The sequence below is a fragment of the Vibrio sp. QJM3NY_21 genome, assembly GCF_057785975.1.
Genome location: NZ_CM173514.1, coordinates 802,999 through 829,289, shown reverse-complemented (window position 1 = coordinate 829,289; position 26,291 = coordinate 802,999). Strand labels below are relative to the sequence as shown.

At 43.9% G+C, this 26,291-nt stretch carries 27 protein-coding genes and 1 pseudogene; 5 read left to right on the top strand and 23 right to left on the bottom strand.

Translation table 11 applies throughout. The features are described from left to right. Positions 1–92: 92 nt before the first annotated feature. Together AC3CID_RS19410 and AC3CID_RS19405 are read right to left on the bottom strand one after the other, a co-directional pair. Entirely contained in the window at positions 93–1,742 is a 1,650-nt protein-coding gene (locus AC3CID_RS19410; RefSeq protein ID WP_488527950.1) for a GMC family oxidoreductase, read from the bottom strand. After that, entirely contained in the window at positions 1,735–3,336 is a 1,602-nt protein-coding gene (locus tag AC3CID_RS19405; RefSeq protein WP_488527949.1) for a long-chain-fatty-acid--CoA ligase, read from the bottom strand. Before AC3CID_RS19405 ends, AC3CID_RS19410 begins: the two co-directional genes overlap by 8 nt. 303 nt (positions 3,337–3,639) lie before the next feature. Between AC3CID_RS19405 and AC3CID_RS19400 the strand changes: the two genes are divergently transcribed. Both AC3CID_RS19400 and AC3CID_RS19395 read left to right on the top strand, forming a co-directional pair. Next, positions 3,640–4,665 (top strand): AraC family transcriptional regulator, encoded by a 1,026-nt coding sequence (locus tag AC3CID_RS19400; protein ID WP_017095742.1) that lies wholly within the window; start codon positions 3,640–3,642, stop codon positions 4,663–4,665. A gap of 270 nt (positions 4,666–4,935) precedes the next feature. Continuing rightward, complete coding sequence (locus tag AC3CID_RS19395; protein WP_017079268.1) at positions 4,936–6,087, top strand: MFS transporter; 1,152 nt, start codon at positions 4,936–4,938, stop codon at positions 6,085–6,087. A gap of 165 nt (positions 6,088–6,252) precedes the next feature. On the opposite strand, the gene AC3CID_RS19390 is transcribed toward AC3CID_RS19395, so the two are convergent. The 3 genes and pseudogenes from AC3CID_RS19390 to AC3CID_RS19380 all read right to left on the bottom strand — a co-directional run bounded on the left by AC3CID_RS19390 (position 6,253) and on the right by AC3CID_RS19380 (position 8,136). Continuing rightward, positions 6,253–6,588 (bottom strand): winged helix-turn-helix domain-containing protein, encoded by a 336-nt coding sequence (locus tag AC3CID_RS19390; protein WP_017079269.1) that lies wholly within the window; start codon positions 6,586–6,588, stop codon positions 6,253–6,255. A gap of 147 nt (positions 6,589–6,735) precedes the next feature. Beyond that, a pseudogene (locus AC3CID_RS19385) lies at positions 6,736–7,122 on the bottom strand (winged helix-turn-helix domain-containing protein). 120 nt (positions 7,123–7,242) lie between these two features. Then, complete coding sequence (locus AC3CID_RS19380) at positions 7,243–8,136, bottom strand: helix-turn-helix transcriptional regulator (protein ID WP_114635309.1); 894 nt, start codon at positions 8,134–8,136, stop codon at positions 7,243–7,245. 50 nt (positions 8,137–8,186) lie between these two features. Between AC3CID_RS19380 and AC3CID_RS19375 the strand changes: the two genes are divergently transcribed. Then, positions 8,187–9,584 carry an MATE family efflux transporter gene (locus tag AC3CID_RS19375; RefSeq protein ID WP_428786336.1) on the top strand — a complete coding sequence of 466 codons (1,398 nt, stop codon included), beginning with the start codon at positions 8,187–8,189 and terminating at the stop codon, positions 9,582–9,584. 158 nt (positions 9,585–9,742) lie between these two features. Here the strand turns inward: AC3CID_RS19375 and AC3CID_RS19370 are convergent, their stop codons facing one another. After that, complete coding sequence (locus AC3CID_RS19370; protein ID WP_171312824.1) at positions 9,743–10,138, bottom strand: nitrous oxide-stimulated promoter family protein; 396 nt, start codon at positions 10,136–10,138, stop codon at positions 9,743–9,745. Positions 10,139–10,140: 2 nt separating this feature from the next. Then, a complete protein-coding gene (locus AC3CID_RS19365) occupies positions 10,141–10,656 on the bottom strand; it encodes a GNAT family N-acetyltransferase (RefSeq protein WP_372244827.1) in 516 nt (171 codons plus the stop codon). 97 nt (positions 10,657–10,753) lie between these two features. Here AC3CID_RS19365 and AC3CID_RS19360 point away from each other — a divergent pair, with 97 nt between their 5' ends. Continuing rightward, positions 10,754–10,984, top strand: coding sequence for a DUF2986 domain-containing protein (locus tag AC3CID_RS19360; RefSeq protein WP_065206160.1), 231 nt, complete (start codon positions 10,754–10,756; stop codon positions 10,982–10,984). A gap of 126 nt (positions 10,985–11,110) precedes the next feature. Here the strand turns inward: AC3CID_RS19360 and AC3CID_RS19355 are convergent, their stop codons facing one another. From AC3CID_RS19355 to AC3CID_RS19315, 9 genes are all read right to left on the bottom strand, one after another. Next, a complete protein-coding gene (locus AC3CID_RS19355) occupies positions 11,111–12,034 on the bottom strand; it encodes an ABC transporter substrate-binding protein (RefSeq protein ID WP_488527948.1) in 924 nt (307 codons plus the stop codon). A 2-nt stretch (positions 12,035–12,036) separates the two neighbouring features. Beyond that, positions 12,037–12,912: a metal ABC transporter permease gene (locus AC3CID_RS19350; RefSeq protein ID WP_488527947.1), complete on the bottom strand. Its 876-nt coding sequence runs from the start codon at positions 12,910–12,912 to the stop codon at positions 12,037–12,039. Beyond that, the gene (locus tag AC3CID_RS19345) at positions 12,912–13,646 is read right to left on the bottom strand and encodes a metal ABC transporter ATP-binding protein (protein ID WP_428784995.1); all 735 of its coding nucleotides are present in this window, start codon (positions 13,644–13,646) and stop codon (positions 12,912–12,914) included. Before AC3CID_RS19345 ends, AC3CID_RS19350 begins: the two co-directional genes overlap by 1 nt. Continuing rightward, positions 13,646–14,581, bottom strand: a complete 936-nt coding sequence (locus tag AC3CID_RS19340; protein WP_488527946.1) for a metal ABC transporter solute-binding protein, Zn/Mn family — start codon at positions 14,579–14,581, stop codon at positions 13,646–13,648. The genes AC3CID_RS19345 and AC3CID_RS19340 overlap by 1 nt, the downstream gene beginning before the upstream one ends. Positions 14,582–14,630: 49 nt before the next feature. Continuing rightward, positions 14,631–15,224 carry a DUF6162 family protein gene (locus AC3CID_RS19335; protein WP_171312834.1) on the bottom strand — a complete coding sequence of 198 codons (594 nt, stop codon included), beginning with the start codon at positions 15,222–15,224 and terminating at the stop codon, positions 14,631–14,633. Then, the gene (locus AC3CID_RS19330) at positions 15,221–15,556 is read right to left on the bottom strand and encodes a hypothetical protein (RefSeq protein WP_488527945.1); all 336 of its coding nucleotides are present in this window, start codon (positions 15,554–15,556) and stop codon (positions 15,221–15,223) included. The genes AC3CID_RS19335 and AC3CID_RS19330 overlap by 4 nt, the downstream gene beginning before the upstream one ends. A 115-nt stretch (positions 15,557–15,671) precedes the next feature. Next, a complete protein-coding gene (locus tag AC3CID_RS19325; protein ID WP_065206166.1) occupies positions 15,672–16,508 on the bottom strand; it encodes a DUF4198 domain-containing protein in 837 nt (278 codons plus the stop codon). 100 nt (positions 16,509–16,608) lie between these two features. Then, positions 16,609–17,127 (bottom strand): DUF2271 domain-containing protein, encoded by a 519-nt coding sequence (locus AC3CID_RS19320; protein ID WP_061025159.1) that lies wholly within the window; start codon positions 17,125–17,127, stop codon positions 16,609–16,611. Positions 17,128–17,224: 97 nt separating this feature from the next. Next, positions 17,225–17,854, bottom strand: coding sequence for a PepSY-associated TM helix domain-containing protein (locus AC3CID_RS19315; protein WP_428786028.1), 630 nt, complete (start codon positions 17,852–17,854; stop codon positions 17,225–17,227). A 399-nt stretch (positions 17,855–18,253) separates the two neighbouring features. Between AC3CID_RS19315 and AC3CID_RS19310 the strand changes: the two genes are divergently transcribed. After that, on the top strand, positions 18,254–18,574 hold the full coding sequence (locus AC3CID_RS19310) for a hypothetical protein (RefSeq protein ID WP_428786029.1): 321 nt from the start codon (positions 18,254–18,256) through the stop codon (positions 18,572–18,574). Between the two features lie 174 nt (positions 18,575–18,748). Here AC3CID_RS19310 and AC3CID_RS19305 read toward each other — a convergent pair whose 3' ends face one another. The 7 genes from AC3CID_RS19305 to AC3CID_RS19275 all read right to left on the bottom strand — a co-directional run bounded on the left by AC3CID_RS19305 (position 18,749) and on the right by AC3CID_RS19275 (position 25,941). Then, positions 18,749–19,927, bottom strand: a complete 1,179-nt coding sequence (locus AC3CID_RS19305) for a tetratricopeptide repeat protein (RefSeq protein ID WP_428786030.1) — start codon at positions 19,925–19,927, stop codon at positions 18,749–18,751. Next, positions 19,924–20,544 (bottom strand): energy transducer TonB, encoded by a 621-nt coding sequence (locus AC3CID_RS19300; RefSeq protein WP_488527944.1) that lies wholly within the window; start codon positions 20,542–20,544, stop codon positions 19,924–19,926. The genes AC3CID_RS19305 and AC3CID_RS19300 overlap by 4 nt, the downstream gene beginning before the upstream one ends. A gap of 19 nt (positions 20,545–20,563) precedes the next feature. Then, entirely contained in the window at positions 20,564–20,968 is a 405-nt protein-coding gene (locus tag AC3CID_RS19295) for an ExbD/TolR family protein (RefSeq protein WP_004731145.1), read from the bottom strand. Continuing rightward, positions 20,965–21,525 (bottom strand): MotA/TolQ/ExbB proton channel family protein, encoded by a 561-nt coding sequence (locus AC3CID_RS19290; protein ID WP_010429842.1) that lies wholly within the window; start codon positions 21,523–21,525, stop codon positions 20,965–20,967. Before AC3CID_RS19290 ends, AC3CID_RS19295 begins: the two co-directional genes overlap by 4 nt. Further along, a complete protein-coding gene (locus tag AC3CID_RS19285) occupies positions 21,525–22,901 on the bottom strand; it encodes a MotA/TolQ/ExbB proton channel family protein (RefSeq protein ID WP_488527943.1) in 1,377 nt (458 codons plus the stop codon). Before AC3CID_RS19285 ends, AC3CID_RS19290 begins: the two co-directional genes overlap by 1 nt. Continuing rightward, positions 22,901–23,668 (bottom strand): DUF3450 domain-containing protein, encoded by a 768-nt coding sequence (locus tag AC3CID_RS19280; protein ID WP_488527942.1) that lies wholly within the window; start codon positions 23,666–23,668, stop codon positions 22,901–22,903. The genes AC3CID_RS19285 and AC3CID_RS19280 overlap by 1 nt, the downstream gene beginning before the upstream one ends. Positions 23,669–23,847: 179 nt before the next feature. After that, complete coding sequence (locus AC3CID_RS19275) at positions 23,848–25,941, bottom strand: TonB-dependent siderophore receptor (protein ID WP_488527941.1); 2,094 nt, start codon at positions 25,939–25,941, stop codon at positions 23,848–23,850. Between the last annotated feature and the right edge of the window lie 350 nt (positions 25,942–26,291).

Below are 26,291 nucleotides of genomic sequence, written 5' to 3'. Positions count from 1 at the left end.
AGCAAGCGTACAAAAAATAGGTTAGAGAGTCTTATCAAATCAAGACTATCTAACCTACTGTTTTATTTATGGTTATCACTTAACTTCTTGAATTAAACCACAGCTTCGCCTTTCGCTTGAATACTAGATTCTTGCTGACCTAACCCGTATTCCCCTTTGATTTGATCTGCGACTTTTTCAGCAATCATAATGGTTGGCGCGTTGGTGTTTGCCCCAATCAATGTCGGCATCACAGAAGCATCAATGACTCTCAAGTTATTCAACCCATAGACTTTAAGATCGTTATCTACCACGGCTAATGAATCACTGTTAGGGCCCATTTTACAGGTCCCGACCGGGTGATACTGAGTGTCTGCACGGTTGCGAATATCTTGCTCGATAGCCTTGTCATCACTGGCGTCCACTGGGTAGAAAGCATTGCCACGGATGTCATCAAACGCCGAACTCTCTAACATTTGATACTGCTTCTTCCAGCCCTTAATCATGATCTCCATATCTTCAGGATGACTGAAAAACGCAGGATCGATCTTGGGCGGATCATAAGGATCATTACTATTAAGCGTTACGCTGCCATGGCTCTTCGGTCGCAACAAGGTGACATGAGAGGTAAAACCATGACTAGTATGGATTTTTCGTGCATGGTCATCGACAACAGCGACCACAAATACAAACTCTAAATCCGGCACCGCGATATGATCTTCGGAACAAAGAAAACCAATCCCCTCTGCAAAATTACTGCTCATCTTGCCACGGCGTTCTTTGTACCATAGCGGCAGAGCTTTGGTCATTTCAGAAGCCATTTGCAATGAAATGCCGAAGGTTTCACGCTTTTCACTGCACTTGTACGAATGCACCAAGTCGATATGGTCTTGGAGGTTCTTGCCGACACCGGGTAGTTCGTGAACCTGCTCAATTCCGAGCGCCTCTAGTTCAGCTTTAGCGCCGACACCAGACAGTAATAACAACTGGGGAGAACCAAATGCACCAGCAGATAGAATCACCTCTTTGTTGGATCTGATCTGATAACGCTGTCCGTCCGAGCCATATTCAACGCCAACCGCTTTCTTGCCTTCAAATAAGACCTTATGCGTGGTTGCTTTTGTCACCACTGTAAGGTTTGAACGCGATAGATTTGGCGTTAAATAAGCCTTAGCAGCACTGCATCGTTCGCCATTAATTTGAGTTACCTGAGTCGGCATCGCCCCAAATTGTGCCGCACCGTTGATGTCTTCATTACGAGGAACCCCTATCGACTCACACGCTGTTAAGTAACGTTCCAACATTGGGCTCGGCGATCGAAGGTTCGCCACATTTAATGGACCACCTTGACCATGAAACTCATCTTGATGAACTTCGTTGTTTTCGGCTTTCTTGAAGTAAGGCAGACAAGAATCATAGCTCCACCCTGTGTTACCCAAGCTTGCCCATGTGTCGTAGTCGGAACGGTGCCCACGAGCGTACATCATGGCATTGATAGAACTAGACCCGCCAAGTGTCTTACCTCTTGGCTGATAACCTCTACGACCATTTAAACCCGGCTGTTCAACGGTTTCGAAAGCCCAATTATTGAGTTTGGTTGGCATCATAGCTACCACGCCAACGGGTGTATGAATGAATGGGCTCGTGTCTTTACCGCCCGCTTCTAACAAGCAAACAGTGACATTAGGATCTTCCGACAACCGAGAAGCCATGACACACCCCGCTGAACCACCGCCAACAACAATAAAATCATAACTATCCATTAGTCATCTCCGCTATTTCTAGTGGGTGCAATTCGCGCTTCAATATTTTGCCGGTTGCTGTCATGGGTAAGGCTTTGCGAATGAATACCTTACGCGGATATTTGTAATCGGCCAATTGCTCACGACACCATGTAATCAGAGCTGCACTATCACATTGCGTATGTTCGTGAAGCACCACATGAGCGTGAATCTCCTCGCCTAGGCGATCATGATGTTCACCCACAACCGCGACCATTTCGACATCAGGATGGCACATCAAAACTTCTTCAACTTCGCGCGGATACACGTTGTAACCACCACGGATAATCATGTCTTTGACTCGGTCAACAATGAACAAGTTGCCGTGCTCATCGGTGCGTCCGATATCTCCGGTTAGGAACCAACCATCTCTAATGGCTTCCGCCGTAGCTTCTGGCCTTTGATAGTAGCCTTTCATGACACTTGGGCTTTTGATGCAGACTTCGCCCAATTCACCCATGGCGACTGAGTTGCCTTGTATATCAGTGATCTTGATAAGGTGACTACACAAAGGTTGACCCACACTGCCAGACAATCGGTCACCATCAATATGATTAAAGGTCGCAACTGGCGCTGTTTCTGATAAACCATAGCCTTCTAATACTGGAAGCTCAAAGCGAGACTCAAACTGTCGAATAACCTCAAGTGGCATAGAAGCACCGCCAGAAACACCCAACCTCAAGCTGTGTTTAACCTGTTCAGAGCGTTTGCTTATTTCTAAACTACTAGAGGAGTCTTCTCCCGCCTTTAATAGTGCGATATACATGGTTGGAACGCCCGCAAACACGCTTACTTTATGGTTAATGATCTGTTCGATCACCAGTGACGGTTCGAAACGCGGAATCAACACCATGGTCGACCCTGTTAGCACACTCGCGTTCATCATGACCGTCTGGCCGAAGCTATGGAATAAAGGCAGTGTGGCCATTGTGGTGTCGCTGTACTCCAATCGCATTAGATACTGTGACGACATGGCATTGGTTTGCATATTGGTGTGAGAAAGCTCTGCGCCTTTTGGCTGACCTGTCGTACCTGAAGTATAAAGAATCACAGCGGTATCATCACCATGGCAAGCCACAGACTCAAAAGGGATCAAAGGTTGTGCTAACCAGTCAGCGATTGATTCATGCTGCTCGTTTCTTTCTGAAGTCGTGTCTGCGCCGGTTGGGATGGGCATCTCGACAAAGTGCTCACAATGGTTTGCCTGTTCGAAACCTTGTAAGCCATAACGACCGATGGGCAGCTCTTCACTGCCCTCAAAGCATAAATAGGCTTTCGCGTCCGAGTCATTAAGGTGGTAAGCGATCTCTCTTGCTTTAAATAACACGTTCAAAGGCACCACGACGCAGCCTGCTTTCAGAATTCCATAATAGGCAATCGGGAAATACGTGACATTCGGACACGACAACGCGACCTTATCTCCTTTCTTGAGCCCCAGCCTCTTTAAATTAGCGGCGACGTTTCCAGAAAGTTGTTCCAACTGAGAAAAGCTGACTTCATCCGTCCCCATTCGCAGAGCGACTTTATTTGGGAAAAGCGAAGCGCTGCGCTCCAAGTTAACAGCAAGATTGTGCATCCATGATCTCCTTATTCGGCTTAGACCTATTAGTCACGGTCACCGTAGACGTTGTTGTGTTTTGTTTCGAATATGTGTTTAACCTATGTTCATTTGCTCTTTGCTTTCGTTTCTAATCTATTGTTATTTCGACCCTATGCACACGTGTCCGTGTATGACTTATTAAATTACAACATTTTGATAACACTCTGCAAAGGTTGCAAAAAGACAAAAAACGGTGATATTCGGACATAATTGCAACACAGCCGACGAAAAGATGTCCGTGGTTAAGATAGAATAAGAACACTCAACAAGAGGCATATTATGGAATACACCGCAGTTTACGAACCGGATATGCAGGCATTTGGAATTCTTGATCTTCAACTATTGTCTCGCTATTTTTCATCATCCTTGACGGTCGATACGTTATTGAAAGGCAGTAACATCGATGAGTTCCAGCTTAATACGCCAGATACCCACATCACGCTCGCACAAAAATTAGCGGTGTTCAGTAACGCGCTTGAGAGTTCCAACGTAGAGGGGCTAGGACTAAAAGTTGGACAGGAAGCCCGATTCAGTGATTTTGGTGTGTTGGGTTACGCAGTGTTCAGCAGTGAGACACTGTTAGACGCTCTTTTAATGGGCTTCAAATATCTGCGTCTTGCGGGCCCTGTTCTCAAGAAGACCATGTCCGTTGAACATCAAACCGGATACTTTCGCGCTGAGCAACTTATCGAGCTCGACTCTTTGTTGCCTTTCTGTTGTGAGTATTGGTTTTCCGCCATTCAAAGTTTGTGTGAAGAAGTGCTACAACAGCCGTTTCCCTCTCTTGTGATCCGCTTCCCTTACCCTAAACCTACTTATGGCGATCTCTATCAGGAGATTTTCCGTTGCCGTGTAGAGTTTGATTGCGAGCAGCTTGAATGGCAGTTCGATGCAACACGCCTATATTCACCTTTACCAACGGCTAACCCAATCACCTTACAAATGTGTTTGAAATCTTGTGACGACATGTTGGCTAGAGTCAGCGCGCCCACCAGCCTTAAAGAGAAGATCTCACAAATGTTTATTGAAAGGCCTGGCTGTTACCCTTCCATTGAGGCGCTATCCACAGAATTAGGAATGTCTTCTAGAACACTACGTAGACACCTTAAAGCTGCAGACACGAGCTATCAGAAAATATTGGATCACGTGCGATTTCACCTCTCTCGACACTATCTTTCATCGACGCATATGAGTATTGAAGAGATCTCCGATAGAGTGGGTTTTTCGGACAGTGCGAACTTTCGGCATGCCTTTCGTAGGTGGAGCGGCAGCTCGCCCAGACAATACCGAAAAGAAGTGGTCTAACACGATTAAACGCCCTAAATTAAAATCTGATGAATACAACGAATCTCTCTCCGTCTTTCAAATTAAATAGTCGTTTGAACAACGCTTTATCGGCTATTTAACCGCAGAAAATATCGCGAAAACATGAAATATCACAACGGTATTTTAGCCAACAAACACGATAAATTTCTTTTATCTTAACGACCATTTTTATTCGTTTTACCCAATTCAGTTTCTCCCCCATAGTCGCGGAAAATTCATCGTTTCTTTTACTATTTAGAGGCTCCTGCATTGGACAACATCCAACCAACAACTCGCATAACTGTTCCTGTTATTGCATTGTCTTTTTACGCGATCGCTTCAGGCTACTTAATGAGTTCATTACCATTAATGCTGTCTGAGTATGGCTTAGACAGTAATCTATCGAGTTGGTTGGCGAGTGCCTTTTATGCAGGTCTTTTAGCGGGTACGTTATTGATTGAGCGTGCGATCGCTCGCGTTGGTCACAAAGACGCTTTCGTCATTGCACTTAGCGTATTTATCGCAACAATTCTTGTATTACCGTTGGCGCCACATCAATCAGTTTGGTTGTTGGCTCGTTTCGTCGCGGGTGTATCAGTCGCTGGGATCTTTGTGATTGTGGAATCTTGGCTAATGAGCGGTGAAGAATCTCAACGTGCGAAACGTTTAGGGGTTTACATGTGTTCGTTATATGGCGGTTCGGCCGTTGGTCAACTTGGCATCGGATACCTTGGTATTACGGGCGGCGTGCCTTTCATTGCAATGTTCACCTTGCTGTTTGGAGCAATCATTGTATTGATGTACGGACAAGCAACAGCACCACAAATTCACGATGCGCAGTCTTTATCACTGAAACAAATCAGCAAGCTAAGTCACAGCGCTTTGATTGGCTGTATTGTATCTGGGTTAACACTTGGGTCTATTTACGGATTGATGCCTGTAGAACTCGCTCAGCGCAACATCGCACACCAAGACATTGGCGGTTTGATGGCGTTAGTGATTATGGGTGGTATGGCCGTTCAACCAATGGTGACGTGGTTGTCTCACCACATAGGACAAGTGTTATTAATGGCTCTGTTCTGCCTGCTAGGGGTTGCAAGCATTGGTGTGCTCACTATCAACCATGATTTTTACGTTCTTGGTATGAGCTTGTTTGTTTTAGGTATGGCGACCTTTGCACTTTACCCAATTGCGATTAACTTGGGTTGTCGTAACTTAGACCCGAGCTACTTAGTTTCAGTGACTCAAGTTATGTTGTTGTGTTACAGCATCGGCTCTGTAGCAGGGCCATTGGTTGCGGATAGCTTTATGGATTCACAAGCAGGCTTATTCACTTACCTGTTCGCGTCTCTACTCGCTACAACCATCTACATGCTAATTGCTAGCCTAAAACGTTCTCCTCTACAGATTGCAGGCGAGTAAATGGAATAGACAGGCACAAGAACTGTATCACTAGGGCTCTTAGTTATGACTTCCCGTCTAAATTAAGAGCCCTTTTTGTTTTATGTCGCCTGGAGGAAAGATCGACAAATAGCAAATAGCAAATAGCAAATAGCAAATAGCAATAAAATCTATTATTTCAGAAGGTTAAGGTTGAAATACGTAACCTTCACCAGTAATCGTGATGATTAATCCGTCTCCGAATAATGATCTAATTTCGGATATCGCAACAATCACAGATGAGTTGGTCACTTTCTCACTTTCCCAGCCAATCTTCTTTAATTGGCCAACACTGAACAGTTCACCTCGATGTCGATTCATAAATAAAATGATCTTTCGGTACGCCAAAGGCATGGTAGCCAGTACGTAACCATTTTCAACATTGCGAATGAGTTTGGTGTTGAGTTCAACAATTTTACCGTTTAGTTCAAGTACTACGTTGTTTTCAGAGTGGTTCGTTTCTATTGCAGGATAAGAGTCCATTTTTATATCATTCCCTTACTATATAGCCAGCGACAAAGTCAGATTCGATCGTATTTATATAACGTCGCTTATAAGTGGACGTTTTAGATTTGACGATAATCAATGGAATTCGTACGGTAAAGAGATTAAATTTTTATTATTAATATATTAACAGGATATCAATAGAAGATTATTTATTACTCCATGACATACCCTTCGTTGGAAACGGTTTGTATACAACGGCAGTCAAGAATCCTTCTTATCTCGTAAATAGCAACCAACACAGATGCAGATGTCACCGCTTTACCAGCCCAGCCTACACGCTTCAAAATTTGCTTGCTCACCACTTGGCCTCTGTTCAGGTAAAGATAGAAAAGTACTTTACGATGAGGCTCAGCAAGCGTTCCTATTATTGAACCACAACCCTGCTTGCGTACGATTTTAGTGCCTGATTGAAACTCTTTATTGTTTAAAATGAGCTTCGACGGAAGAGCTAAATCATCCGTCTCACTGATAACTTGGTGCATTAATTCCTCGCATTGCATATGCAGTCACCCTCTTGGATATTTCCAATAGTACCGAATAGAGTAAAAATACTAAATTGATAGATAGCTCAATACGGTAATATTACTGCAAAGCTTGATCTTGCGTAATTGATCGAGGAAATAAGCAAGGCTAACCAAGAAGTCGATGGCTTTTTCGATACTGGCTGGGTGACAGACCAAAATGTTTTTTGAAACGATGTGAAAAGTTATAAGGATCTTTGTAGCCCAACCGATTCGCAATCATAGAGACTGACCAATCTTGATATTTCAGCAAACTGGTGGCTTTATCCATGCGTAATTGAATCAATTTACTGCGTGGTGACAGGTTGAATAGCGTCTTGGTGACTCTATTGAGCTGCTCTTCACTGATGAACACCCTTTCGGCCATCCCTGCGACGGTCCATGGCTGGTGCAGACTGCTTTCAATCTCGTTATAGAGTGCTTGAACACGTGCTGTGGTGCTGGTCGATTTGGGTTCAAACCCCGTCAACGTTCGGATGATTTCACTCAAAAGTAACTTACGGTAACTGGCTCTACCGCCTATCTCAAAGTAAACCAAGTTCATTAATGACCAGATCTGCTCACACTCTCCGAACGGCACTATCCCCTGACCTAAACTTGCTATGTGCTGCCATTGCTGCGTATCGGGCGTCAGCATCCACGCCATTTTCCAATAGTTGTATTGAGGATCAAGCTCAAAACGAAATGGGGTTTCGGCAGGAAGAACCACCAGCGTATAAGGCGTAATCGCTTGTACCGAAGTTGAAGTGGTTAGAATTCCGCCCCCTTCTTGAGTAAAAATCAACGTATGAACATTAACGGATTCGCGCTCAACCCAGTAGCCATCATATAGCTTCGCCATGCCGCCCATATAGACACCAAAGCTTTTCATCTCTGGAATATCTTCAACGGTCAAAAAACGTTCTTTGCACTGTTCAGCGAGAAAAACATCATCGTGCCAAGTTGATTTTGGTCTCATTGAATCAATGACGGATTCGCACAGGTTTTGTTGTTTTTTAAACATGTTGTTACTTCGCTCAAAACACTATAGTTCTGCCATAAATCGGAGAGCTTATGACAACTAACATCAACCCTAACTCATCTATGAATAACAAGCCAGAGAGCATCTTACCTCGTATCGTTAAACTTGGTTTGCCTGTTGCTTTGCAAAGTGCGCTTGTCGCTATTCTTGCCCTTGCTGACGTATTAATGGTCAGTGATTATGGTATGGAAGCAGCTGCTGCTGTGGGAATTGCGTCAAAATGGCACTTCGTTGCGATTATGATTATGGCAGGGTTGGCCTCAGCAAACGGTACATTAGTCGCTCAATACTGGGGAAAGAATGACCGAAAAAGCGCACGAACAGTATCCTCGATTGCGATGATATTTGGCTTAAAAGTTCTGTTGCCTGTTACTGCAATCATCACTCTTGGTTCTCAGTTTTTAATGATGTTGCAAACCAGCGATCAAACCGTGATTGAACTTGGTGCGACTTACCTATGGTATGGCTTCCCTGTTCTACTTCTGACTCACATTGTTGTCGTGGTAGAAGCTAGCATGCGCTCATCAGGTGACACCGTAACTCCGCTATTATTAGGTGGCGTTACCATCGCACTCAACATTGCGCTTAACTTCGTTCTTATTAAAGGTGCTTTCGGCATTCCAGCAATGGGCGTAGCAGGTGCGGCATTGGCAACAACCTTAGCGCGATTGATTCAAGTGGGCTTAATGTATAGCTACATGCGTATGCGTAAACATTGGCTATTAACGACACCGAGCTCACCACATCGCCCGTCATTGTGGTTGTCTTACCGTCGCATTGCTTTGCCGTTGACGATGAATGCTGTGTTGTGGGCAATGGGTACCATGGCATATCAAATGATCTTCGGTCACATGGGCACGACTGAGCTTGCCGTGTTCTCGATGCTCGCACCATTTGAATCGCTGTGTTACTCGATCTTCTTTGGTATCTCAGTGGCGTGTTCTGTTTTGTTAGGCCATTCATTAGGCCGTGATGAATTTGATGACGCGATGAGCATGGGTCTAACATTCATTAAAGCCGTCGTTGGTTTTGGCGCGGTCGTTGGGTTGCTACTGTTTATGGGTAAAGAACATGTTCTATCATGGCTAAACCTTTCTACCGATGCATTGTACCCACTCGCTGCACCTGCAATGACTATTATGTGTTTTGCGGTAGTCATTCGCATGCTCAACATGGTGATCATTAACGGTATTATTCGTGCTGGTGGTGATAACGCTTTTTGCCTGCGAATGGATTTCATCGCGATGTGGATGGTGGGTATTCCAGTATGTGTTTACAGTGCGTTTGTCGCTGGATGGGATTTCAAATACATCTATGGTCTGATGTTGGTAGAAGAAGTGGTGAAGTTAGCTATATGCTCGCACCGATACTTGAGCCGACGCTGGATCAACAACCTCACAGTGACCTACGACGAGCCTCAAGCGGCATAAGTTACCTGTCTACCTGCCTAGCTACCTAGCTACCTAGCTACCTAGCTGCATTCAAGCTTAGATAGAAGTGTATCTACATCAAAAAGGTCTGAGTAATCAGACCTTTTTTGTTTCGATTACTTTCACATTACACATACTTTCACACAGTAAACAATGTGTTACTTCTTATTCATTCGGATATGGCGGTTCGACACATTCGGCAATGGCTTCTCTGGCACTTTCCGCTTCTCATGTATCAAATGTCGTACCGCTAAAATCGGATGCTTGAGTAGCATTCTTGGCCCAGCATATCGCATCACTAAACGCATCTGCTCTTTAGGGTCAGGCTTATAGCAATGAATTGGACACTTATTGCAGGTTGGTTTCGCCTCACCATAAGGACAGCGATCAAGTCGCGTCTCTGCATAACGCAACAGTTGCTCACACTCTTCACATAACGCGTTATTTTGACGAACCGCACCATGGTGATCTTTGCAATAGATGTGCACCATCGCAATAACAGTTTTGTACTCGGTTGCGAGTTCGCCTTGCAGAATATTGTTATGTTGAAACATGATTAATTACTCAGTGATAAACCGTACAGGTTGAGGTTGACGTTTTCACTTAACACGTCCTCGACTCGCTCAAACACAAAACCCAACTTAGTCAGCAGTGCGATGCTTCGAATATTATCAGAGGTCGTGATGGCAACTAAATGATCGATATCAGCATTATGTTGAGCTTGTTCAATTATCGCTTGCGCCGCTTCCAATGCAAAACCTTGCCCATAGACTTCAGGGACAAAACCATAACCAATATCATGCGCCTCTAGTGTGTCTCTTTTAATCAAACCACAGACACCGATTGGCGTTGAAGACTCTTTCATTTCGACCATCAGTAAACACACACCCTTCTCTCTATACATCTTAAGAATGTTGTTTTCGATGTATTCAACAGCCTTGCCAGTATCTGTAATTTCCTTGTCTCCGATGTAACGCAGGAAATCTTCTGAGCCATATAATCGTTGGATAAACGCCGCATCTTGAGGTGTGCTCATTCTTAATCTTAAACGTGCGGTCTCGACTGCCTGCATAGTGATATTTTCCTTGCTGAATACCATGTAAATATTGAGTTCTAGATCTAAAATGATTATCCTCCACCGCATAAACTAAATACAAGGCTATGCAGCAATGAACCGTAAGAAAAAAATCAATCAAATTCTAAAGAAAAGACAGAAACAGGCGACGTCTAAACTGCATGGTAGCAACAAGCCTCGCTATATTTCTAAAGCTGACCGCGCAAAAATGGAAGCTGAAGAGCAAGCAAAAGCCGCTCAAGAGCAAGCGGAAGGATCGGTAGAAGCTTCTGTTGAATCTGAAGAAGCTGGTATCGAAACTAAAGATACAAAAGCTGCAGAGTAAGTTTTAAACTCGCAGTATTCTTGCCCAGCACTCTGACCAGAGCCAACGGACAAGAACAAAAAAAGCAGCCTCTATTTGGGCTGCTTTTTTGAACGAGCGGTTTATTAGCTAAATTGTTTTAACCACTTAACCTTTGAAAGGCTCAACTTCCCAGCGAGCAAATGGCGTTTTTGCGTTAATCCCTGCTCTTCCCCAACGGTCTACGGAATCAACAACAAGAATTCGCTCATTCGGTACCAGCGACTTAATCAACGTCGTTGGCTTTTTCGCTGTGACTAACCATAACGCGTCATCTTCTGAAAACATCGCTTTGAGTTTCGCTTTATCTTGCTCTGTCCATTCCAGTTCTGCTTTGAACATACGCGCTTCAACAAACAGTTGGCTACCCGAAGCAAAATCTTCCAAGCTTTCTGAAAGCAACAACACTGAATCTACGTCGTTATCCAGTAATACCGCTTGTTGTTTGTTAATCAGTTCACGAACATCAAGCATTACACGCTGTAAGTTGCTATCAATCGTGTTTGCTTGCGCTGGCCACAATAGCTTAAAGTCATCAGCCACAATTGCCGCCATACGCGTTAAGTTTGTCGGGTTTAACCACGCGTACTTAGACACTTCACCATTTGATAACGTCAGCGCAGCGACACCTTGTGCTCGTGGAGTAGTCGCTTGAGCCGCATCCACCTCTACCAAACGGATGTTGCCTTGTCTTGCGTATACAAATGTAGGATCAGCTTGCCAGATAGATGACAGCGTTAATGCTACGGTCGCCTTTTCTCCTGATTGAAGGACTTTGCTCGCCCCCTTAGTGCCAAACCAATTAGGCAAGCGATCAATACCGTAGCGTTTTGGTGGTAAGTATTCAGTCGTAATGTCAGTGCCTTTGGTGAGCTCAGTCGCCAACGCATAGGTCACCGGCGTACTGGTTAGGATATCTTCGGCATTAGCGCTGAAAGACACCATTGAGGCACCTAACAACATGCTGCTGACCGCACTCACTTGAGCCGTTGCTTTTAGTGAACTTGAAATACGATTCATTAAAGAAGTCATGATTATGCCTTTCTTACAATTCGGTATAGCGTTGCCGCTAGGAAAAACGTTGCAGAAACGATGATGATTGAAGCACCGGATGGTACTGGCAGTTTAAGTTCCATCGGTAATACTGTTCCGACCAAACACGCGATGGTTGCCAGTAACGCAGACAACAAAACAAAGCTGCCCATGCGTTTAGTCAGCAATCGAGCCGTAGCTCCAGGAATCAGCAATAACGCGCCAACCAGAACCGCACCCACTATTTTCACCGCTGCAATCGTCACTAGAGTGATCATCATGACAAACAGGTAGTCGTAGAAGCTGGTGTTATAGCCACGAACCTTGGCAATATCGGGGCTAATACAAGTCAAAAGAATGCGGTTGAACGTCGGTATCAAGAGCAAAATGATGATCGCGCAGCTGCCTGCGAGAATTGCTAAATCTTGGTCTGTTACTGTCAGAATCGATCCAAATAACACGTTCTCAAGCATGTGGATATTGATCTTACGTGCTACGTACATCAGCAATGCCGCGCCTACTGCCAATGCTAGCGCAAGGAAAACTCCGACTAAAGTATCGTATGGCACATTGGTTCTGTTTCTTACAAAATGAAGAAGCAAAGCAAAGATCATACAGAAACTAAACAGACCAATAATTGGGTTTTCTGGTGGCTCACCAAGCAAAACACCGATAGCAATACCAGTTAATGCGGCGTGACCTACCGCTTCAGAGAAAAAAGCGAGACGCTTTGCAATCACCAAAGTACCAAGGCCACCTAATAACGGGCCAAGTAATAGCGCCGCAACCAAGGCATTCACCATGAACGCATACATGAAGCTGTCTGATAACCAACCCGCTTCAACGCCACTTGCGGCAAGTTGTCGTAACCATTCCATTACGCAACCTCCTTCGATTTAACGATAGCTGCGCCACTGCTGTAGTGCTGGAATAGACTCTCAATCTTACTTGGATGTAGTACCTGTTCATGTGGACCACTATCCACCAAGAATCGATTCACAACATGCACATTCGCTTCAAGGCGACGCACTGCGGTTACATCATGGTGAACCGCAAGGATCGTACGGCCTTCATCAACACATTCACGAATTAGAGATTCAAGATAACGAACGCCCTGCTCATCCATACCGGTCGTTGGTTCATCCAACACCAGTAAGCTTGGGTTATCCAACAACGCTTGAGCAAACAACACACGTTGCTGCTCACCACCCGACAACTGTCCCATTCGGCGATCGCTACGTGTCGCCATACCGACGCGATCCAATTGTGCTAATGCAAGATCCAATTGCTTGGACTTACGACGCCAAAATAGCGGAATTCGAGTTTGGTTAAGCAACACGAAGTCCATGACCGTCAGAGGTAAGCTCGATTCGAAGGTCGCTTTTTGAGGAACGTAACCAATACTTGGCTTTTCTGGCCAGTGGATATTGATTTGACCAGAGAAAGGCGTAAGTCCAAGTACAGATCGCAACAAAGAAGTTTTGCCTCCACCGTTTGGTCCCATAATCACATGACACTCACCCGCTTTAAGTTCTAGCGAGATATCATCAAGAATCACATTGTTATCGTATTGCAGGCCGAGTTTATTAATTGAGATTGATGGACCTAACATTATGCGTTCCCGCTTTTAACTTGGTTCGCCGCCGCAAATTTCATTGCTTCGATTAACGTTTCTAGGTTTTTCTTCATCTCAACTTCCACTTTATCGTCTTCATATTCGCCATGCGTCATGTGAGAAAAACGGTAAAGCTGAACACCTGTTTCCGCTTCAATGGTGTCAACAAAGCGGTTTGGCATGTTGAGCTCATAGAACAGAACATCAATGCCCGAAGCGCGGATCTTTTCGATCGTATCTTGCAGTTGGCTCGCACTTGGCTCAACACCGTGTGCTGGCTCAATCACCGCCGCGACATCAACACCAAACTCTTGCAGAATGTACCCATAAGCATTGTGCGTGGTCGCCACTTTCATGCCTGATGTATCGAGTTCACCTAATGACAACATCGCATCACGCTTCATAAAGCGAAATTTCTTGGCGTATTTACGCGCGTTCTTACGATAAAACGCCGCGTTGTCAGGGTCGAGCTTAGATACTTCGCTCGCGATCGTGTAAACCTTTTGAATCGTTGTAGAAAGGCCAACAAACGTATGCGGGTTCACTGCACCTTGACCAACAGACTGACCTAATGCTGGAAGTAGAGGCACTTCTTTGTTCGCTTCGATCACCACTAAGTCATCACGTTGCGCGGCTGAAATCACTTTAAGCGCGAAGTCATCGTGACCAATACCGTTTACCACGATCGCATCCATCTGGCTCAATCGCTTTAAATCATTCGGTTGTGGCAAGTAGTTATGCGGATTAAAGCCAGCATCAACCAATGGAAGGATGTTCACTTTGTCACCCACCACCGCTTTTACGTAGCTGTAGTAAGGCTGAAGGGTTATGCCAATCGTCAGCTTGTCGCTGTCGATCTTGTATTCTTTTGCCAATGCATTGGGTGCCATGAACACCGCCAATAACGACATGAACAGAGTCATAATTCGCATAGTAAATCTCTTATTATTAGTGAGCATTTTGTTTTTCGAGAGTCCGGGATTAATGTGAAGAAGCATCATGCTGCTCAACTTCTGATTCATTGACGACCATTTTCCAGCCTGCAGATTCCAGTGTGTTCTCATCAAAATTAGTCGGTTGACTTGCTACGCCACCAAAGAAAATCCAGATTTCAGGAGAAACGATGTTCGCGTTTAAAATAAAGGAATCAGCAAAGCCATGATCGCTTTGTGCAGCTTGTTCACTTGGTGTCGCGTATTCGCTTGGCGTAGAAAAGTAGTAACCACGCTCGTCCAATAACCAAGTATGAGAACCTTTACGTTTCCAACTCTGGTCTTCAACAAATGGCGCGACCCATTCATCTTTAAGTGATACGACACTTGGCCATTCGCCATCAGAGTCCATACGCAGGTCGCGAATCTCTTCATGCGCTAAACGCAGCTCTGACAACATTGCCAAGTTTTCTTGTTCAACATCGGTCACCAGAATTTGATGATCAAGTACCGCTTTTACGTGGGATTCTGCTTGATGAAATGGAATAGCGACCGTAGCAAAGCTCAGAATGAACACAATGATAAGCCCTACCCATTTGCCTTCTCTGCCACCCGTGTCAGCACGTACGCCTTGAATCATCATTTCTCGCTGATCTCAACAACATCGACTTCAACAGGAAACTCATGGCCTGAATCGAATACAAGGTAGAACTCAGTGTCAGGATTTGGGAATTCAACGATAGAGCGTTTATCTGTCATCTCTTTTGCAATCAAGTTGTCTTCGTAGTCGTACATCTCAACCGCGTAATCAATCGCTTTGCTACCATCAGAGTAACCCGCTTCACAGGCCACGGTTTTGCCTTCAAACCAGCAACTCATCAGTGGAAAGTGTGCTTGCGCAGGTAATGCCGCGAAACCAAGTCCCAGTGCCAAGCATGGAATGATTATCGATTTTAGTTTTGTTTTTATTGTCATGGTTCGTACCCTAGCCACAGTGCAAATTCTCAGAAGTTAACTGAGCGATAAAGGGCTCAAATGAGCCCTTAAGTTTTTAGTTGCTTAATCAGGAATCGAGCCCCGATATCACAGATTATTGAAGCAATGCTTCGAACGTTAGGTGAACGTTCGCGCTTGCTTTGTCTGCCAGTGGGTTGTCAATCAACTCACCTTTGTAGTTCGCTTTCATTACATAACGACCCGCTACGTCTGGAGTGAAGGTAATTTCACCGTTCTCGTTACTCACAACATCAATCTGCTCTTGGTGGTTACGGTAAAGCGTGCCTTCTCGAGTGATCTCCGCTTTCACGTCTTTCTGGATTTCACCGTTGTAGAAGAATTGGAAAGTCACTGGTTCACCTTCAATGATGTCTGAAGGGTGCGTTACTGGCTTCATTTCAAGTAGCTTGCCTTCAATTTTGAAGACTGAATCCGATGGCTTGCCCACTGTGATGTAGCTTTCTGCACGAGTGAAGCTGATTTGTGTTACCACGTCACGCGACTTTTCAGGAAGAACTGAATCACGTTCCGCTTTGTTTGCTTTGATCCATTTCACTGTGTCACGACGACCCGCTTTGTATTGCGTGTAGTAAGAAGGCTCATTGTTGATCGCCACTTTGTGTGTGCCTTCTTCTTCAAAATAGAAGTCGAAGATTGAACGACGTTTACCGCGAACAACAAAGTTTGGACGCTCGCTGCGACCGTCTGGCATGATGACATGAGCGTTTTCACTGCCTGCTGGCTTATCGAAAACGAACGTACCGTGAGATGCAGTCACGTCGAACGTTAGCCAGTCACCGCCTTCTTTCGATACAGTAAAGTGAGATGGTAGTATCCAACGCGGGTGAGCTTGCGCTGTTGTCGTTGCGGCTAGGCCGAATGCCATCACACCCGCTAGAGCAAGTGCTTTGATTTTTGTTTGTTTCATCATGTTCAATTCCATTATTTATAATTGTTAGCCGTGTCGCTCTATCTGAGCCTACGATGATTGCTGTCTATTCTGTTCAGTTTGCTTTTGCTATTCGTGCTTACTATTTAGCGATGTAGTTCAGAGTGATTTCACCCGTCTCTTCCGTCGCCTTTAGCTCATAAGAAGCGTTTGAATCTGTTAGCGATACTTTTTGACGAAGGTAATTACGGCCACCGTGTTCGCGAACAACTTCGATATGAACCGTGTACTCGCCCTGTTCTAGAGTTTGGCCATCATCGCTCTTACCATCCCAAACGAAGCGGTACTGGCCAGCAGGGCGCGTTGCAGACGTCACTGCATCAACCAATTCACGATCGTAACGCCCAACCTTTCTCCACCAGCTACGTAAATCTTTAAGCCATTCATCTTTACCGACCCAAAGCTCAATGGTTTTCACTGACTTTCGTTCGCTGTTCTCTACCCACACCGCCACATAAGGACGTGCGTACATAGAGGTATCAATCTTTGGAAGCTTAAAGTTCACATCAAGTTTTGCCGTATCAGGGATCGCTTGTGCCATACCTAGGCTTGGCAAAAGAGATAATGCAAGAAGCGCCTTGCTCCAGTTCATTTTTTTCATGTTTAACAACCTTTTAAATCCGTTTAACCTTTAATTCGCTCTTCAAGTTGATTCACCAAGCTGACTCATCAACCTGATTGATCAAGCTAATTAAGAATTAAGGTACGGCGACAAAATAGATAGCAAGAGAGATTGCAGACCCAAACACCGTCCATTTAATGGAGGTATTGAGCGTTTTTTTCTTAGGTAACAATAAGCACACGCCAGTCAGCACAAAAAAGATCATCAGCAGAGCAGTGATATCGATGAACCACTTCCAAACTTCACCGCTGTTACGGCCTTTGTGTAGGTCGTTCAAAAGCGCGATAATGCCGTAATTGGTGGTTTCGACTTCCACCATTTCAGACGTCACGTCAACGAACACAGAGGCGTTGTAGCCTGGTCCTTTGAAGTCCATAGACACTTCGCCGATGAGCAACTCACCGTTTTCAATCTCTGCGTAGATGTCTAAACCTGAAGGAACGCCAGATAAGTTGGCTTCTTCAAACAAAAACGTTTCAAAGGTCGTTTCGTCGGCTTTCAATCGTCCTTCTTGTATCGTGAATAAATTCGCAGGAAGCGTTAACGTAGACCGTTGGATATTGGGTTGTGTTGATTCAAATAACTCAGGGCGATTAAGGGTGATGCCTGTCACTGAGAAGAAAAGAACAACGAACAGAAGCGCCATTGAAATATAAACATGAAGTCGACGAGCCCATGATTGAACCGCCCTACTTTTTAACGACATACAAACCAATACCTATAAATTTTATGGCGTCAATTTAGTTGATAATCATTCGTATTGGCATTCAATTTACATTGTTTACGTTTGCCGAGCAGCGTAAGGAAATTTACATAACATTACATGGGAAGTAATCGAACTGTTTATCTACTCTGTTAACATGTAAATCTTGTTAACAGAGTAGAGTTGGCGGTAATAACTGGTTAAAACGTCAATCTGATTCAGCCGAAAGATCATAGATAGAAACCAGTAGGTGGATACACCGTGCATTCAAGGAAGGAAAACTGGAAGTATTTAGAACTGAGATCACTATCAAGATCATTAACATCACGATCTGTTCAAGAGTAGTTTAAGCTTATTGTCTATAAAACGAGCATGGCGATACATGTTTAAAAGGATTTTGAAATGCGTATTATTATTTTAGTTTTTGCCATGTTGGTAACGGCTTGTACTAGCCAAATTATCGGCACTGACGAACATATCGAGAGTTATATCGGCTCCAATATTGCCGACGCCCAAAAGTTATATTTAACGCCTCACTCTCAAGCTGTTTCATTTTGGGAGTCGCGAACGTTTGCTTGGGTAGAAACTCAAACCCCACTCGAGAATGGCGAAACACAACATGCTTTCAAAAATCCCTATCGTGACTGCACTATCAACTGGGTTGCTGACCAAAAAGGAATGATCATCGCGGGATCGCACAGTGGCGAGATGTGTAGCCCTTAGTTTTGCCTTTGCTCATACCTCGATCAAACACCAAGGCCTAATGAAGCACTAAGGCTCAATTTTATTCAATATATAAAAAAGGGCGTCATTTGAACGATCAAATGACACCCTTTTGCTTTTCTTATTTCTAGCTTCTATGTGCTGTCTCTTATCTTCTTTTTTAGCTATCAGCAGTTAGACGTTTCCGTTACCACTCACAGTTCTTAGCTGAGTCAGATATTTAATCCAACCTTTTGCTTCAGAAGATGGTTCAATGTTGTTCGCACGCTTCGCTTGAGCAAGGGCGTTATCTAAGTTCTTTAACTTATACCATGAGCGCACTTTTGCTAATGCAACGTCGGCCTGTTTGTTTTTGTCTTTCACTTTGTCTAAAACAACAAGCGCTCGGTCGTAGTAACCTTGCTGAACCAATAGCTGTGCCACATTCCAGTGGTATTGATTGTCCTTTTTAGACGCTAATGTCCACACTTCAATGGCATTGTCCCACTCTTTAGCTAGCTGCCAGTAAGTTGCTTGCTCAGCCAGAAGTTGAACGTCACTGTTCGCGTCATCTAACTTACTTATTTCTTCAGCAGCTCGCTCTGGAATACCTCGTTTGGCATAAAGCTGTGCTAATAAACGGCGATCCGAATTTTTAAGCTCAACGCCTTGTAAATCAGCCAGTGCTAACGTGTTCAATGCATCACGATTACGTTCCAATCTTAGCTGAATACCGACAAGTTGACGCCACCAGTTATCTTTCTTTGGTTGAAGTTCAATGAGGCTTTCCAGTGTCGGAATAGACTGCTTCCACTGTTTTAACTGAAGCTGTGCGCCCAATTTTAGCGATAGAGGCGACAACTCTGCTTTTGAATTGAATTTGTCTCGATTACCGATGGCAACTAGGACTTTCGACCAGTTTTCAATTTGGTATTCAGCTTGTGCAATTCGCATCCAAAGCGTATCTTTCTTTTCTTTTTCTGGCGCTGTTTTCACTAACTGATAGTAGTGCGGAAGCGCGTTTTTAAACTGCTGATCGTTCAACAACAAATCAGCCAGCATGCGTTTCGTTATCCAAGCCTGTTCATCAACCAGCAAATTGCTGTCGACCGCATAAGTAAGCTGCTTAATTGCCGTGTCGGTTTTGCCATCTTGCCAGTAAAACACACCAAGCATACGAGCTACGTACGCTTTGTCGTAGCCTTTAGAAAGCTCCAAGCCTGCAAGAACGTCAATCGCCTGTTTAACCTGTTCATCTTGAGCAAGCTTGTGCGCTTTTTGAACACGAATAGCAGTATATTGAGTTAGCTCTTTTGCTTGTGTTGTAAGGGGCATTAACAACAAGCCCACTAATATCCATATCTGTTTCATCATTTTGTCAACTTAAACTCTAGTTTCACGGTTTGACCAACCTGAGCTATCGCTTTTCCATCGACGACTTTCGGTTGATATTTCCATTTTTTAAGTGCTCTCATCGCTTCACGTTCAAACATACGACGTGGGTTTGCGTCAGTGACTTGAATATCAACTGGGCGCCCCGTCTCATCGATAGTAAAAGACATAATGACATGACCTTCAGCGCCACGCTTAAGCGCTTTTGCTGGGTAACGAGGTTCTACTCGATACAGAGGCATAGCCTGTTGGTTTGACCCAAAATCAGAAAATGTCGGCGCATTAATCGCTAGGCCATCAATCGATGTATTCAAATCCAATGAAGGCAGCGAAGACATCGAATTCAAAGGCGTGACTTCAGCTTGTGACTGAGACGTTTGCGCTTCTGGTGGCGGCTCTGGCATTTCTGGCTGTTCAGGAACTGCACGTTGTCTTCTCTGGACTTCTTGTTCAGCTTCAACCATCACCATGTTGAAACTTAACGTTTCACTGTTATCTGGTGAACGTTGGTGGCCATTATCAACCATCCAAGCCATGAAAGAAAACAGCGCTAGACCCAATGCCCCCGCTAGCGGTAAAGCAAGAAATAGGCGAATCATTTATGAAGATCCTCCAAGATCATCGCTTTTCAGCAGCAAGCGCAATGTTTTTAACACCCGCACCTTTAGCGGCGTCCATCACTTTAACAACAGTACCGTTGTAAGCGTGCTCATCCGCTTGAATAACCAAAGAAGCATCAGGTTGTTCTAGCAATAAATGTTCTAATGTCGCTTGAACACGTTCAACATCTACAACACGTTTATCTATGAAGATGTCATTCGCAGAAGTAATCGCAACAAAGATACCCGCATCCTTTTGGCTTACTACGTTAGACGCTTGTGGGCGATTGACTTCAACCCCTGATTCACGAACAAATGAACTGGTCACAATAAAGAAAATAAGCATGATAAAGACAATATCAAGCATCGAAGTAAGGTCTATTTGAGCCTCTTCGTTTTTTGAATGACGTCGACCGAGTCTCATCGTTGACTCCTTAAAGATTTTTCTAATTTCAATTCTAAGCGGTTACACACTTTCGCTAAGCGAGCGTGAACAAACATGCCCGCTAGTGCAGCAACCATACCCGCCATGGTTGGCAGCGTTGCCAACGAGATGCCTGAAGCCATCAATTTAGGATCGCTGCTTCCTTGAGTCGCCATGACATCAAAAACAGAGATCATACCGGTTACGGTGCCTAACAAGCCCAACATCGGACAAATAGCGACTAACAGCTTAATAAAATTCAAGTTTTGGTTAAGTAAGATACTCGCTTGGCCTAACCAACCTTCACGAATGGCTTTAGCATGCCAAGAAGAGTGATCTTCTCTTTCATGCCACTTTGCAATCCAAGCTTGGCGTTGCTTTGGAAAATAGAACGCAAGATAAAGCACGCGTTCTACCACAAGCACCCAATACACTAGGACAACAGCCGCTAGCCACCACAGGACAAAACCGCCCTGCTCCATAAAGCTTGATAAAGACAGCAGCCAGTCACTCGTTAACCAACTCGCTGGTAATAGAGAACCCGACAAAATATCCATTACGCAGCAGTCCCAACTGGTGAAACGACAGCTTTTGATTCAACTGTTTTCTCTGCCTGCTCAGCAACAAGGCCAATACCCTGCTTCTCAAGAATATTACGAATGTTCTCTGACTGAGTGCTAAGAATGTTATGTGCCAATAGCAATGGCATTGCAGCAACTAGGCCAAGTACCGTTGTTACAAGCGCCATCGAAATACCACCAGCCATAACTTTAGGGTCGCCATTACCAAACTGTGTGATCACTTGGAATGTTTCGATCATGCCGGTTACGGTGCCTAAAAGACCCAACATTGGTGCGAGTGCTGCTAGAAGTTTTAGCATCGATAAACCTTTCTCTAAATGAGTCTGTTCATCAACGACGGCTTCTAAAAGACGCAGCTCCAGTGCTTCAACCGTTTGGTTTTGCTCTTTGTTGTAAACTGCAAGAACACGACCAAGCGGGTTATTATCAGGTTGTTCAGGGTTCTTAAGTTGTGCGCGAATCTTCTGACGAGCGATAGCAAGAGAAATACCACGAACCAACGCGATGATTAGGCCAATAGCCAATAATCCAAGAATCACTTTACCAACCACACCACCCGCTTGAAGGCGGTCAGCTAAGCTTGGTTCTAAAGCTAATTGTTCCAGCATGAATCCACGAGAGGGATCGACAACCACATTAGATACTTCGCCATTCGCAATTGAAGAAAGCGATGCCAGTGTTGGACCATTAGATGGCTGTTTCAAATAAACAATCGCATCTTGGTGCTTGGAATCCCACCATACGTAACCTGGCTCTGCAACCAAACCAATAGAGCCTAGGCGATAAACCTCCGCACTTTCAGTTACTCCCTCATCATTAACAAGAGAAACTGTCGATTTGCTTATCTCTGAGCTTGCTTGGATTTGCTCCATCATGCTTAGCCAAAGGCCTGTTAATTGAGGCATCGATGGCAACGATTTAGCGTCAACGATGTCATAAACAGTTTCAGTGTAAGCAGCTCGATCGACATTAGTGACGGTGTCAGATATTTCATGATCGAGATCTTTCGCATTTTGTCTAACAACGCCAAACAACTCACCTAAGCTGCCTGTCTCTAAGCGCAGTTTTTCTTCTAAACGCGCCAGCTTATTTTCATTATCACTAAAGGTTTGAGTAAGAACATCTGTCGCGTTTTGAACCGATGTACGTTTCGCTTCAAGCTGAGCTTTGATCGCTTTCAGCTCTTGTTCTGTCTTTTTGAAATCCGCTTCACGGACAACATTGTGGGAAGCTTGAGTACGATTCTCTGATTTAGCCTTATTAACTAGCTGAGCCGTCGTATCAGAAGCTGAGAAAGCAGAAAATGAAATTGAAGTAATACAAAGCAATGCTGCTAATGGCTTTAAGTTCATTACTTAACCTCCGCAACAGTTAAAGAAACAGGTAAAGTAATCAAACTAGGTGACGCTTGCTTATTAGCAATATCGAAGGCTTTATCAAGCTCAGATTTCATCGAAGAATCAAGCTCTTGCCATTGCGAGCTATTTTGGTCCCAAGACCAATATTGAGTGCCGTTTAAGTTACGAGCGACCAATGAAATACGTCCAAGGTGCAAAACGTCAACTTCAAGTACTTTGTCTTTACTTATCTCGACACGGCTAGCGTAAGAACTGAGCTTGATACCGTAATCCACTTCAATTTGATACGCCTCTAGAATTCGGCGATATTTTTCAGCGTCACTGACATCAGCGCGCGTCATCGCCGCTCTTAACTTTTCTACACGACTCAGGCGGCTCTGTCTTTTGAACGGAAGATCATTTTCAATGGTTTCTTGAAGGCCGTCGATCATTTTATACATCAAAGGCACAACACCTTGACGTGTCAGTTTAATTTCGTCGATTTGCGCTAGATAGCTTTCAGATTCTATTTCTTGGCTTTCTACTAATGCAGCAAGGTGATCGCGATAGATTTCTAAGTTTTTAACTTCTTCTTGCAGACGCTCAATCTCAGCTTGCAGCATTAAAGTCGCTTGTGAGCTTTTATCAATAACCTTTTGGCTCGAAGCCGACGCGTTATTGGTCTTGTTTTGAATTGATTGAGCTTGATCCAAGCTGTTTGCCATCGAAGACGTTGCAACCAAACTGATCGCAAGTGCTAGGCTAGTTTTTAAAAGATTCATAATTGTAGTCATTTACTATAAGAAGAAGGTCAAATGAATTTTATTGATAAGCAGTCTCATTATCATTAAAAGTCACTCACATTACTAGGGATATTTTACTAAATAGCAGAATCACGAAAGGGGAAAGCCGAAACTTTCCCCTTAAGTATTTATGCTAGTAATAGCACCCTACTAACAAATTAGTATTTTACCTGCAAAGTCGCCATGTAGTTACGACCTTCGCCAATGACTACATTTTTTGCACCATCTTGGCTTGAGCTTGTTGAACCACCACCCGCTAAGTATTCTGTATCAAATACATTTTCTATATTCAAACGAGCAACAATGTCTAAGTCATCATTGTATTTATGTGTATATGATGCACCCATATCAAATCGAGCATAACCGTCTTTCTTAAAGGTATTTGCAGCATCACCATAACGCTCACCTTCATAAATTAAACCAAGGTTAACATTTGTATTTTCGATAACTTTGTATGTAGACCAAAGGCTTGCAGATAGTTCAGGAACATCTGCTGGTTTGTTACCTTGATAAGTATCGTCCTTAGTAATCTCGGCATCTAGATACATCGTTGACGCACTAAGAGAGAACTTTTCGGTTACAAAACCTTGAGCTAAGAGTTCAACACCACGGTGTTGTTGCTCACCTCCTTGAGTCTTGTTATAAAGAGTATCGCCATTACCGTCGACACCGGCCTCCACATCAAGCGTAATGTTTTCTTTGGTAATATCGAATAATGCCCCACTTAAGAACAAACGCTCATCAAGCAATTCCCACTTTGTGCCTACTTCATAAGAAATACCACGTTCCGCATCTAACTCTTCGCCATCATTTACGTACTCATCACCACTCACAACACCTTGAGGCATAAAGCTCTCTGAGTACTGTACATAAATAGAGCCATTTTCCGCGGGGTGATAGATAACACCAAGCTTTGGAGAAACTTGGTTCTCTGTTAGGTCATCAGTTTTCTTCTCATCAAAACGTAAGCCAACAAGAACTTGCCACTGGTCATTTATAGTCATCATATTCTGAAGATAAATACCGTAAGCTTCATATTCAGAATCAGATTCTTTCACTTTTCCCGAATAGCCTGGTTTACCAACAGTTTCATTCGGAGCTTTAGACACTGAGTTATAGTAAGTTTGATGACGGTCGTAAGAGTAACCCAACCAGTTACCACCTACTAACAAAGTATTCTCAGTTCCTAATAGTTCAAAGTCCTTAGTTACATCAACATATGCTGTATCAAATACCCACTTATCTGAACGCTCATTACCTGAGTGCTTGATAAGGCCCGTCTCTTCATAATCAGAAAAACTTGGGTATGATTCCACATCAAAACGTTCAAAGTTCTGACGGTTATATCCCACTTTCAAACCAACTGTATCGGTAATCAGCGCATCAACTGCAACACCGTAATTCTCTACATCGTTTTCAATTTTTGACCACTCAGCATCCCAGATGTGTGTATTTCCAAGAACTGGCTTTCCGTTAACAATATATGCACCAGAATCGACGCTACCATGATCTTCTGTTTTGTCGTAATGTGCAGAAATCATTACTCGATCTGTAATGTCATATTCCACAAATAAACCACCAACAAAACGATCTGTATCTGGTTCAGTTCCATCACCATAAGAACGGTATGAGCCGTATGTTTCTTTAGAAAGCACTGTACGAGCACGAAGTGTCTCATCTGAGTTTAGAGATCCGCTTACGTCCAGTGTCGTGCGATAATGGTCATCAGAGCCCACATCTTGACTTAATGACATCTGAGTATTCGCAGTCGGCTTTTTGGTAACCATGTTTACAAGGCCACCCGGCTCCGACTTACCGTAAAGTAAACCTGATGGGCCTTTTAAAACCTCTACACGCTCTAAAAGCTCAATAGGTTGGCGGTAATGAGACCAATGTTGATGTCCATCACGTAAAAAGCCGTCAGAGCTGCTTAATTCAAAACCACGAAGAGAAAAACGCTCACGGTTACGACTTGTACCGCCAGCACTAACACTTGCATCGTTTTGTAAAACTTCGCCCAAAGTGCTAGCACGCTGTTCATCGATGATTTGCTCATCGATTACTGAAACTTGTCCCGGAGTCTCTAATTGAGTGGCCTCCATGCGCATTGCTGTTGTGTTTGTGTCGGCTTTGTAACCGTAGTCGCGACCTTCAACAACCATGTGCTCGTCTGTTTTTACTGTTTCTGCCAATACTGCTGGTGAAGCTAATACTGCGCCGATCACTAAAGCCAATGGGCTCTTTGAAAACATGTCCTTTACTCCGCTTTATTCTTTTATTCGAGCACTTTTTATTTATTCGATGTGCTCGTTGAACCGTTTCCGGTACCACTAATCATTTCGGGAGTGAATATAAGTGATAACTATTACCATTTGCATTAAATTTACATTCTTTGCATTCGTAAAGCTTTGTAAAGGCGCTTATCTAGTGGTTTTAACAGGTTATACAAATCCAATTCGATACAGATATTTACAGCTCGTTTGAATAAAAAACCTCGCAGTTATCTTCGAATCTTCTGAAACACCATTATTTGCTTGGTCTATTTAAGATATGACGATCGATAAGAAAATTGTCTTGTCTTATTTACTACCTTTGAAACGAC